This is a genomic window from Actinacidiphila alni, assembly GCF_900112845.1.
GTDB classification, from domain to species: domain Bacteria; phylum Actinomycetota; class Actinomycetes; order Streptomycetales; family Streptomycetaceae; genus Actinacidiphila; species Actinacidiphila alni.
Genome location: NZ_FONG01000023.1, coordinates 93,285 through 104,487 on the forward strand (window position 1 = coordinate 93,285; position 11,203 = coordinate 104,487).

The following is an 11,203-nucleotide window of genomic DNA, read 5'->3' on the forward strand; positions in this document are numbered from 1 at the left end:
GACCTACGGCACCGGTGCGGGAAGCGGGGCGTCCCAGTGGCCGACGAGGGCGGCGTATCCCGGGTGCGTGGCGAGCAACTCGCCGTGGCTGCCGAAAGCGTGCCCCTCAGCGTCCAGGATGAGGACGTGCTCCGCCCGCGCGGCGCTGCTCAGCCGGTGCGCGACCACGACGAGAGTGCCCGGGCGGCGGGCGAAGGCCGACTCGACGACCGCCTCCGCCGCGGGGTCCAGATGGCAGGTCGCCTCGTCCAGGATCACCAGCCGCGCCGCCGAGGCGTACACCCGGGCCAGCGCGATCAGTTGGCGCTCCCCGCTGGACAGCGTGCCCGCCGGATCGGTGAGGTCCGCGTCGTAGCCTCCGAGCCGGTCCAGCAGCGGGCGCATGCCGACCGCCGCGACGGCCCGGTTTAGGGCGGCGTCCGTGGCGTCCGGCGCCAGGTAGGCGACGTTCTCCCGCAGCGTGCCGGGAAAGACGTACGCCTCCTGCGGCACCAGGGCGATCGAAGCGGCGCGCACGGCCTCCGGCAGCCCGGCGACCGGCCGCCCGCCCAGCTCGACCCGGCCCGCGTCCGGTCGGCCGATCCCGGCCAGCAGCCCGGCGAGTGTCGACTTGCCGACACCGCTGGGTCCGACGAGGACGAGGTGACCGGAGACGGGCACGGTGAAGGACACATCGCGCAGCACGGGGGCCGAGTGCGGCCCGTAGGCGAAGGTGAGCCCGTGCACGGCGAGTTCGGCGGCACCGAGGGGCCGCCGGCCGGCGGCGGGGCCGGACGGTCCGGGTCCGGCCGAGGTGGCCGCCAACCGGGCGGTCAGCACCCGGAGTTGGCTCCAGAATCCGGCCACAGACCCCGTCATCTGCTGGAGGGCGGGGATCAGGAAGGCGGTGACGTAACTGACCGCGCCGATCACGGCCCCGGCTGACACCTCGCCCCGGTGCACCAGGGACGGTCCGGCGAGCAGCAGCCCCAGCACCGGGAGCTGACCGCCGACCAGGATCACCGGGACGCGCAGCGCGTTCGCCCACGCCACGGTCGTCGCCGCCCGCGCCGAATCCTCCGCCGCCACCCGCACCTCGGCGAGCGCCGCGTCGCGGGCCCCGAGCGCGGCCACGTCGCGGGCCGCCGCGACCACGGAACCGGTCGCCGCGGCCACCCGTTCCTCCGCGAGCAGGAAGGCGGCCCTGCGGCGGGTGAGGGCGCGCATCGCGGGGACGAAGACCGCGATCGCCGCCAGCAGCGGGACGGCGACCACCACCGCCATCCGCAGGTCGAGCGAGGCCAGGCCGATCAGCGCGGCCAGCAGATTCACCGCGAGCGGCAAGGCCGTACGCAGCAGCGCCGCGGTCGTTCCGCGCACCGCGTCCACCTGGCTGCTCAGCCGGGTCACCCCGGCGGCGTCGGGACCGGCGCCGGGCAGCCCTTCGTGCACCGCACGCCCCAGCGCCCCGCGCACCACGCGCCGGACCAGCGCGTCCCGCATGGGCTCGACGATCGCGGCCAGCGGGTCGAACACCGCCCGCTGGGCCGCCGCGCGCACGCCGTACAGCGCGGCGATCCCGGCCAGCCACAGCAGACCGGTGGCCGGCCGGCCCGCGAGGAAACCGCGGTCGAGGGCGGTGGCCAGCATGCGGCCGGAGGCCAGCGCGGGCGCGGCCTGGACGGCCGACCAGCCCAGTGCCCTGACCAGCGGTCGCCGGGACCCGGCCGTCGCCTCGCGCAGCAGCCGCAGCCCGGGGTCACGCTTCACGATGTGCGGCATACCGCCTCCTACGTGTGCCGTCGCTCATGTTGTCCGTCACCGCGTCCCGCGCGTCGTCGAAGGCGCCGTCAGGACCGCCTCCCGTACCGCTGCTCCCACCGTCGCCGGCTTGGGCGTCGTCGCCGATGCCGGCTCCGTCACCGGCCTCGTCGGCGGCGAACACCGCCCGGTACGCGGGGTCGTGCCACAGCTCCGCGTGCGGGCCGCTGGCCCGGATCCGCCCGCCGTCCAGCCAGACGACCCGGTCGCAGCGGGCGGCCGTGGCCACCCGGTGGGCCACCACGATCCGGGTGCGTCCGATCAGCGCCCCGGTGACGGCGGCGCTGACCTCGGCCTCGGTGACGGTGTCCAGGCCGGAGGTCGCGTCGTCCAGCACATAGACCCGCGCCGGGCGTGCCAACGTACGGGCCAGGCCCAGCCGTTGGCGTTCGCCGCCCGACAGGGGGACCCGCTCCAGCGGAGTGTCGTAGCCCTCCGGCAGCTTCCGGACGAAGCCGTCCGCGGCGGCGGCCCGCGCGGCGTCGCGCACCGCGGACCGGGGCAGGCCCGGGCGGCCGTAGCCGATCGCCTCGCGCACGGTCCCGCCGAGCAGCGCGGGCCGCTCGAAGGCGTACGTGACCGCGTCCCGCAGCGGCCCCTCCGCCAACTCCCGGACGGGACGGCCGTCGAGCAGCACCTCGCCCTCGTCCGGGTCGGCGAGCCGGCCGGGCAGTCCGGCGAGCGCGCTCTTGCCCGAAGCCGTGCGGCCGACGAACGCCACGCAGGCACCCGCCGGGATGTCCAGGTCGATCCCGTCGAGCACCGCCGCCCGGGCCGTACCCTCGGCGCCTCCGGCTCCGTCCGTCGCTGCCGCCCTGACGGTGACTCCGCGGAAGGACACCGCGCCCGCCCCCGGGGCGGCGGCCGCGGTCCCGTAGCGGACGGCGGCGTGGGCGAACGTCCCGGCGAGCCGTACGGCGGCGGCGCGTGCCTGGGCCAGCGTGAAGAACACGTCGATCTGCTGCACCGCGGGGAAGGCGAGCTGGAGATAGCCGGCCACCGCGACGAACTGTCCGGGGGACAGGCGTCCGTCCACGACGCCGAGGCCCGCCACACCGAGCACCAGCGCCTCGGTGAGCGAGATCAGCAGCCCGAACTGCCAGACGGTGCCCTTCTGCAAGCGCCAGATCCGGTGGCCGGCCACCGACACCTCACGCAGTGGCGCGAGCACCCGGTCCGTCTCCCGGTCCAGCGTCCCGGAGGCCCGGATGGTGCGCGCCCCGGTGAGCGCGGCGAGCAGCCGGACGGCGATCCCGGACTGCGCGGACAGATAGTCGCCGTAGACGCGCGTCACCCGGCCCACGAAGCGGCGGGCGATCAGCACCGTCACCGGGACGCAGATCAGGAAGGCGAGCCCGCAGCGCCAGTCCAGCCACAGCAGCGCGGCCAGCGCGGCGGCGGAACCGGTCACCGTCACGCCCCAGCCGGCCACCGCGACGGGCAGCGCACCGGCCTGCTGGGCGGCCTGGGTGACCTGGCTGACCGCCTCACCGGCCGGAACCGGCGACCGGCCGCCCATGCTCAACAGGTGCCCGACCGTGCGCTGTTGCAGCCAGCGCGTCCCCTGCGCGGCGCAGACGGCGCCGAGCGGCGCCATCAGGGTGTCGCAGACCGCTCCGGCCGCCATGACCGCGCCCCAGGCCAGGGCGGGAGCGGCGCCGCTGTCGCCGTGCAGCACCGCGTTCACCGCTGCCGCCAGCAGCGCGGGCAGGGCCAGCGAGGCGGCGGTGCTCAGCACCATCAGGGCGATCAGCAGGGACAGCCGGCCGCCGGTGTGCCGGACGGCACCGATCAGCAGCCGGCCCGCGCCCGGTGGCCGGTCACCGCTCCCCGGCGCCCGTTCGTTCCTCGTCATGTGTTCGTCGCCTCTCTCGCCCGTGCCGCGGCTCACCGGACCCCGTGGGGGTCCGCGGCGTCCCCGGATATGCCGGAGGGGTGCCGGAACAGGTCCGGCACCCCTCCCGCTTCCGCTAGTTGGAGATCGTGCAGGTCGGCCCGCCGCAGGTGCTGCCCGCGCCGCAGGTGGGGCCGCCACAGGTCTCCGTGGTGTTCAGCAGGGCCGTGGTCTCCATGTCCGCGGGGAGCAACTGGAGGCTGTCCAGGTCGAGTTCCATCGCGTGGATCCTTTCTGTGAGGTGTCGTGCCGTGTCTGTGAGGTGTCGCGCCGTGCGGTCCCGCGCGTCGTCAGCCGGTGACCCAGCAGGTGTCCTGGCAGGTGCGACCGGAGCAGGTCCAGGTGCATTCCTGCAGGCTGGTCTCCTCGTCGGCGGGCAGAACCTGCAGGGCTTCGAGGTCGAGTTCCATCAGTGCCTCCGGGGCGTTCGATGAGTGTTGATGTGGTGGAGCGGGAGTACGTGCTGAAGTTCCAGGTGCGCGCCGCCATCGGCGACGGCGCGGGGCATCGCCGCCGCCGGCTCCGGTCCGGCCCGCAGGGCCCGCGGGGCGTCGACGTCGATGTCCATGGGTTCCTCCTCTCGGGGTGGGTCGTGACGTACGGGGCCGCCGCGCGCCGCTCACCGGTGCGCGGTCGGTGTTCCCTCCAGGGCCGCGGGGCGGTCCGCCATCCAGGGGCGGGGCCCGCCGTGGTCGAGCCGCAGGAGGAAGCTGATGACGCCGGCGGTACCGGTCTGGTAGCCGGCGGTGAAAGTGGTGGCGTTCTCGTCCGGGACGAGACGGAGACCGCCCACGACCGCGTGCCGGGCGTAGAGCACGGTCGCCAGGTCCTCGGCCCAGGCGCGGTAGGGGCCGTCGGGTTGGGCCGCCGCGAGGTCGAGCAGGAATTCGCCGTCGCCGGCGAGGCCGTGGCAGACGGCGGTCGGCGAGGTCCAGGCGGCGGCGCGCACCGACTGCGCCGCCTCCCGCGCGAGCGTGAGGTGGCGTTCGTCGCCGGTGGCCCGCCACAGCCGCAGCAGGAAGGTGCCGACGCCGGAGGACCCGCTGCACCAGTGGTAGATCAGCCCGGTGCCGGGCTTCTCGTCCACGTCGGACCGCCAGCGGGCGCCCACCTGGCCGCGCTCTGCCTCGGCGGCCAGCGTGTCACCGGCCGTCACCGCCAGGTCCAGGGCCGCGCTGTCGCCGGTCGCGTCGGCCGCGGCCAGCAGGAAGGCGCCGATCCCGGCGACGCCGTGCGCGAAACCGAGGTGTCGGATGCCGGCCAGCTTGGAGTCGAAGTCCGGGGGCACCTGCCAGATCACCCGGTCCGCGGTGCGGTCGGCCGCCGCGGCCAGTGAGCCGGCGCATTCCGCGACCCGGTCGAGGAATTCGGGCCGTCCCGTGGCCTGCCAGAATTTGAGGTGGGCGAGCCCGGAGCCGGCGGCCCCGTGGCAGATGTCCGGGTTGGGCCACACCACCGGGAGGGAGAGCGCCAGATCGGTGGCGTGCTCGGCGAGCGTGTCGTCACCCAGGTGCCGGGCGGCGTCGTAGAGCGCCCAAGCGGCGCCGGAGCGGCCGAAGTAGAGGCCGGGCAGCAACTGCGGAACGGCGGTACGGCGCCGGTCGATCCAGTCCGCGACGCGCCGGACGGCGTCGCGCAACTCCGGCCGGTCCAGTGCCCGGTCGGCGCGCACGAGGGTGCCCAGCACGCCGGCCGCGCCGTACTGCACGCTGACCGGGTCGGTGCCGTCCCCGAAGGCGCTGCCGGACCACAGGCGGGTGGCGGGACCCTCGGGGTCGGCCATGTCACGCAGCAGGTGGGCGAGGCCGTCGTCCACGAGGCCGGCCCTGATCTCCCGGCCGGCGACGGGCCGGTCGGCGCACCCGCCGGAGAGCCAGACCGGGTCCGGCGCGGACTCGGTCTCCGGCCCGGTGTCCTCGGTGCCAACCGCCTTACCGGTGAGGGCTGTTGACCGACCGGTCACCTTGTCCACTTCTGACACCTCGGCCGCCGCGTCCGCCAGGAACGCGGCCAGCCGGTTCAGCGTCCAGCGGTCCTCCGGGCGCTCCGCCATCAGGCCGAGGATCGCCGGAGTGAGCAGCCGGGCGGCCGGGCGTTCCTCGCCGACCAGCGAGAGCACCAGGGCGATGCGCTCGCCGGCGGGTCGGCCGGCGCAAGAGGCGACGAGCCGGGCGTTGCTCGGGGCGTACCGGCCGTCCTGGGCGAAGCCCGGCGCGATGCCGGTGGCGAGGAAGTACAGCACCCCGCCGAGCGCGTAACGGTCGACCTCGGTGCCGTACGCGGGACCGACGCGCGGCTCCGCGATCTGCTCGGGCGCGCCGAAGCCGGGGGTGTACACGCGCAGGATGGAGCTGCCGGGGGTGGTCGCCCACTCGGCGTCGATCAGCACCAGCCGGTCGTCGGGCGTGACCATGATGTTGTTCGGGGTGAAGTCCTGGTAGACGATGCCGCGTTCGTGCACCGCGCCGAGCAGCGCGCACAGCTTCTCCGCGAGCGCCAGCACCTGCGGCACGGGGACAAAGCCGGGCTCGGCCCGCCGCTCGGTGACCCAGGAGGCCAGCGTCTGCCCGGGCACCAGGCTCTGCACCAGGAAGGCGTGGCCGTCCTTCTCGAAGGAGGCCACCAGTTCCGTGCAGAGTCCGGTGAGCGGGACGAGGTTGGCGGCCTCCCGGCGCAGGCAGTCCCTGGCGTCCTCGCCGGTCACGTTCACCGCCACGTGCGCGCGGGCCTGCTTGACGATGACCTCGGCGCCGGTGTGCTGGTCCTGCGCGCGGTACACCCCGCCGCGGGCCGAGTGCCGGATCGCCTCCCGTACGACGAAGCGGTCCGCGAGCAGCACCGGCCTGGGGCTCTGCACCGTGGCCGGCCGCCCCGGGTCGCCGGGGAAGGGCAGCTCCGCCCACGGCGGCGGGCTGAACCACGCCTTGCGGTGGTCGTCGGTCAGCGTCCCGTCCGGGGCCCGCAGGCGTACGTCGAAGGAGCCGTCGTTGCCCAGCACCCGTACGCCGCTGAAGCCGCCGTAGCGGTAGTGCACCAGGCTGCCCTTGCGGTACGGGCGGTCGGAGAGGATCGCGGGCCCGGGAAGTCCCGCGGTCGCGTCGTCCAGGAGGGCGGCCAGCTCGCGGAGCCGGTCGTCGTCGCGCGGATAGGCGGTGATGATCTTGCCGCACTGCGCGCGGTCGTAGTTGCCCGAGGTCATCTCCTCGACCGTCTGGAGGTCCCGGGCGGTCTTGAAGGCGCAGCCGGCTGCGACCAGCACCTCGGCGGCCCGGTGCAGAACCTCGGGCGCGGACAGCCGGGTCGCCGAGACGTGCAGCTTCCAGCCCTGCACCCGCGCTTCGTGGTGCGGCGGAGTGACCCGGCACCAGACGCCGTCCTCCTCGACCCGCCAGTCCCGCGCGTCCAGCGTGGCGAGCACGGAGTGCACCACGTCTCCCAGCGAAAATGTGAGCAAGAGGACCCACTCCCAACGCCCTGCCGACGACGGAGCCGGAGGTCCGGCCCGTGAACGGCTCCACTGTGGCCGCGGCCCGCGCGGCCGAGCATTGGGGGAATCCCTAACCCCGACCCTGCACTCGGGTGTCGGGGCGTCGGGCCGTGCCGCCGGGGGCGGACACGCCAGAGCCCGCGGGCGCCGTGGGACGCGCCGCCTTCCGGGCGGGGCGCGTCCGCGGCATCCGCGGGCGGGGAGTCACGCCGTGCGGGCAGCACCCCGGGGGATGCGGCCCGCACGGGCGGTGGTGATCAGTTGATGGAGCAGTCCGAGCACAGCGTCGTGTCGCAGCAGCTGAACGACCACTGCCAGCTGCCGCCGATCATTCCGCCCTGCGCGACATCGGCGATGTCGATCGAGCTGACCGGGCTGGAGTCGGGCGCTCCGGCCGGGGCGTATTCCTTCCAGGAGCGCACGACGTCGTTGTCCAAGTCCATGGGACGACCCTTTCTCTCTTGTGTCTTGTGTCTCTTGTGGTGCCGGTGGGGAGAACCGCGCCGTCGCCGGGTGGCCCCGGCGCAGGCGCGTCTGCCGATCCGCGGGGCCCCGGGCCGGGGCCGTCCGCGGACCTCAGATCAGTGGGGGAGGTGCCAACAGCAGGACCGGCGCGACCAGTTCGGGGGCGGCGAGCCGGAGCAGCCCGTGCCCGACGCCGGCGAGACCCGTCATGAGGCCGGGCGTCGCGAGGCCGCCCGGGGTGCCGCACACCGGCCCGTCCCGTTCGATCCGCCGCACCGCCGCCGACGCCTCGCGGGACCGGGCGCGCCGCGCCGCCTCGCCGTCGGGGCCGCCCAATGCCTGCGCGGCGCAGAGCAGTTCGAGATTGCCGAACGCGCCGTGGCACAGGCTGTCATTGCGGTGCCGGCCGAAGCCCGCGGTGCTGGCGAGCGCGCGCCGCAGATCCTCTGCGGCATGGTCCGGCACAACGGGGGGTCCTCCGGCGGCGCGCAGGACCGCCGCGCGGGCGAGGCCGACACCGGGGGCGCCGTGGCACCAGGAGTGCTGGCTGCCCGGCTCGGCCTTTCTGCGGTCCGGCCAGTTGTCCAACCGCCCGTCGTACGCGGCGTGTTCATGGGCGAACGCCCGCAGGCCCGTGGCGCGCGCGTGGCTGTCGCCGGTCCGTGCCGCGTACGACAGCAGCGCCCAGCCGCCGCCCGCGGTGCCGTGCGAGAAGCCGAGCAGCGGCACGTCTCCGGCCCCCGGCCACGCGACACCGACACCGGCCGGCACCGCGCCGGCGACCAGCGCCCACGCGCAGCGCTCGGCCAGCTTGTGCGCCGCGGGCCCGTAGCCGGCCGACAGTGCCTCGGCGACCGCGAGGCAGCCCGCCGTACCGCTGATCACATCGTGGCCGGCGTCCGGCGACACGCGGTCCCGCGCGAGGTCGAGGAGCGGCGCGACGAGCGCGCCGGCGGAGGCGTCGCCGAGCAGCGCGGAGCACCAGGCGAGGGCGTACGCGACGCCGGCCGTGCCGGTGAACGCGCCCACGATCGCCCCGGGTTCGAGAGCGTCCCGTGCGTCCGGCCCGTCGTCGAGGACTTCCCGCGCGTAGCCCACGACCGGGCCGAGGGCGCCCCGGGCGAGCGCGGCGTGCCGCGGTTCGCCCGTCACGCCCGCGAGTTGGGCCAGGAACAGCGCGATACCCGCGTACCCGTTGTAGAGGTCCACCCCCAACGGCCGTACCGACCACCGCGATTCCTGCCACAGGTCTAGGCCGAGCCAGCCGATCCGGTCGCCCCTCGTGTACGCCGACGCTTCGAGGCGGTCCGCGACGGTCACGGCGGCGGCCAGTGCCCGCTCGGTCAACTCCGCCGGGGTGAGGTCCGGTTGGGGGTCACCGCCGGCGGCGTCCTCCGGGGCGTCGGGGCTGTCGCCGCTCGTCCGCGTGGCCAGTTGCGCGGCCACGATCCACCGCTGGTCGGCCGAGTGGCGCTCGCCCAGGCCCGCGAGGGTGCGGGCGACCAGGGCCGCGCCGGACTCCGGCAGCAGCTCCCCGACGACCGAACCGTCGCACGCGCGCACATCACGGGAGCCGACGCGGGCGGTGAACAGCGGGACGTCGCCCGACCACAGATCGGCCACCTCGTGCCGGACCAGGCGGGCCCGCGCCGGATCGGCGGCGGCCCTGGCCCACAGCACACCGAACACCTGGTCCCGGTCGAGCGCGTCGCGCAGCGCGTCGGGGTGCGTGGTCTCGGCGAGCAGCGTCGCGTACTCATGGGTGGGCCGCGGGATGATGCGGGTGAGGTCGCCCGCGAAGGCGGCCAACGCCCCTGTGGGCGCCAGCAGTTCGGCGCGGCCGTCAGCGATCGCCGCGTATCCCTCGCGGTAGCCGTCCAGCAGCGGCGCCGCGTACCGCACCGCGTCCAGGTCCGTGCCGTCCAGGCGCGGCCGGTTCGAGGCGCCGCCGTGCACGGGCCGGACCCGGACCAGCCGCATCGCGTCGGTGCCCGCGCCGGTCCAGTCCGCGACCTGGTAGGGGAGTGCCGCGTCCTGGTCGCCGCCCATGCCGCCGGCGTCGAACGCCTGCCCGTCGGCGTCGATGACGACCGAGGGCAGCAGGCCGACCCGGCCCACCGAATCGCGGTACGCCGTCGCCGCGGGATCGCCGTCCAGGGTCGGACTGCCGAAGGAGCGGGGCAGTTCGGCGCAGAACAGTGATTCGAGGTCGATCGGGACGGGCTGGTCGCCCACGGCGATCAGATTCTCGAAGTGGAAGTCCACACCGCCCAGGCCGTGCAGCAGCGCGAGCAGCACCCCCTGGCGGTGGAAGTAGCGCTTCGCGGCGGCCTCGTCGGCGCAGGGCGCCGGGTCGACGAATTCGACCCAGCCGTGGTCCGCGCGGTCGACGACGGTCAGTGTGCGCAGCCGGGAGGAACCGGGCAGCCGCCCGTTGTACCAGTCGATCACGTCGTTGAAGTGGCGGTGCATGCCCGGCGGCCGGGGCTTGTAGACCGCGCGGGCGCCCGAGGCGAAGACGGCGACGCCCACCGACCGGCCGCCGTCGTGCGTGTCGCCCTTGGCCAGTTCGACGCGGGCGAGCGGGCCGGGGTCGGCGCCGCCGAACAGCCGGTCCACCAGCACCGGCCGGTCCTGCCCGAGGCGCCGGAGGAATTCGGCGTGCGCCGTGGCCACCCGCCGGGCCGTATCGAGCATCAGACGGGCCAGCACGGCGTACTCGTCGAGCAGTTCGGCGAACGCGGCGGGGCGCCGGAAGTGCCGCACGAACGACCAGAAGCGCTCCTGCGGCGTGCCCCCTTCGAGCCGGCCCGTGACACGCAGCACATTCAGCTCCAGCACGAGCACCCGGCTCGCGAGGTGCACGAGCCGCCGCGTCACCTCGGCCCCCACCGCCTCCCTGACGACCGTCCGGTCGCGGCCACCGTACGGTCCCGGCCCGTCGTCCGGCCCCGCGCCGACAGGCGCGGCCGCGGTCTCCCCGCCGGGCACACCGGCCGCCGCCGCGTCGAACACCCGCAGCGACTCGTGGACGAACGGCTCGACGATCAGGGCGAAGCCGCGCTGCCAGCCGCCGGGGCGGGGCTTTCCGCCGGGCGGGCGACCGTCCGGGGTGCCGGCTCCGTCGTCGCCCGCCGCCGACGCGGCGACCCGTTCGACGGCGTGCGCCCACGCGGGCTTGGGCACACGACGGGCGAGGTGTTCCGGCGGTTCGGCGAGCATCTCCCCGAGCTGCTCCGGCGTACCGCCGTACTCACCCGTCTGACGGTCGAGCGCGTCCGCCGCGAGACCGGCGAAGGCGTCGCGCCAGCGGCGGAGCCGGATCCCGGCCACGGCCGCGGCGTCCCCGCCCCCGGTCCGGTCGGCGGCGCCGGGCTCCGGCCAGCCGGCGGCGGCGCGCTCGTCCAGGCGGAGCGCCCGCGCCCACCAGGCCCCGGTCAGGGCCGGCCTGCCGTGCCGTTCCCAGGGCATGGTGAGCGGCCGGGCGGTGGCCCGCTGAGTCGTCGTCACCGAAGTGGCCTCCCTCGTCGCGGTCGTGCGTCCGGCCATGAGTCGAC

The 11,203-nt window shown here is 75.6% G+C and carries 8 protein-coding genes; all 8 read right to left on the minus strand.

Annotated elements, in window-relative coordinates; translation table 11 throughout:
• Positions 1-3: 3 nt before the first annotated feature.
• The 8 genes from BM076_RS29650 to BM076_RS29670 all read right to left on the minus strand — a co-directional run bounded on the left by BM076_RS29650 (position 4) and on the right by BM076_RS29670 (position 11,156).
• A complete protein-coding gene (locus BM076_RS29650; RefSeq protein WP_093716814.1) occupies positions 4-1,761 on the minus strand; it encodes an ABC transporter ATP-binding protein in 1,758 nt (585 codons plus the stop codon).
• Positions 1,739-3,655 (minus strand): ABC transporter ATP-binding protein, encoded by a 1,917-nt coding sequence (locus BM076_RS29655; RefSeq protein ID WP_093716815.1) that lies wholly within the window; start codon positions 3,653-3,655, stop codon positions 1,739-1,741. Before BM076_RS29655 ends, BM076_RS29650 begins: the two co-directional genes overlap by 23 nt.
• Before the next feature lie 115 nt (positions 3,656-3,770).
• Positions 3,771-3,914 (minus strand): ALQxL family class IV lanthipeptide, encoded by a 144-nt coding sequence (locus tag BM076_RS36835; RefSeq protein ID WP_177246677.1) that lies wholly within the window; start codon positions 3,912-3,914, stop codon positions 3,771-3,773.
• 70 nt (positions 3,915-3,984) lie between these two features.
• On the minus strand, positions 3,985-4,104 hold the full coding sequence (locus BM076_RS37105) for an ALQxL family class IV lanthipeptide (RefSeq protein WP_218160129.1): 120 nt from the start codon (positions 4,102-4,104) through the stop codon (positions 3,985-3,987).
• Positions 4,104-4,262 (minus strand): hypothetical protein, encoded by a 159-nt coding sequence (locus BM076_RS36840; protein ID WP_177246678.1) that lies wholly within the window; start codon positions 4,260-4,262, stop codon positions 4,104-4,106. Before BM076_RS36840 ends, BM076_RS37105 begins: the two co-directional genes overlap by 1 nt.
• Positions 4,263-4,313: 51 nt before the next feature.
• Positions 4,314-7,124: a class IV lanthionine synthetase LanL gene (gene lanL / locus BM076_RS29660; protein ID WP_093716816.1), complete on the minus strand. Its 2,811-nt coding sequence runs from the start codon at positions 7,122-7,124 to the stop codon at positions 4,314-4,316.
• 314 nt (positions 7,125-7,438) lie between these two features.
• Complete coding sequence (locus tag BM076_RS29665; protein ID WP_093716817.1) at positions 7,439-7,624, minus strand: hypothetical protein; 186 nt, start codon at positions 7,622-7,624, stop codon at positions 7,439-7,441.
• Positions 7,625-7,757: 133 nt separating this feature from the next.
• Entirely contained in the window at positions 7,758-11,156 is a 3,399-nt protein-coding gene (locus BM076_RS29670) for a type 2 lanthipeptide synthetase LanM family protein (protein ID WP_107416997.1), read from the minus strand.
• Between the last annotated feature and the right edge of the window lie 47 nt (positions 11,157-11,203).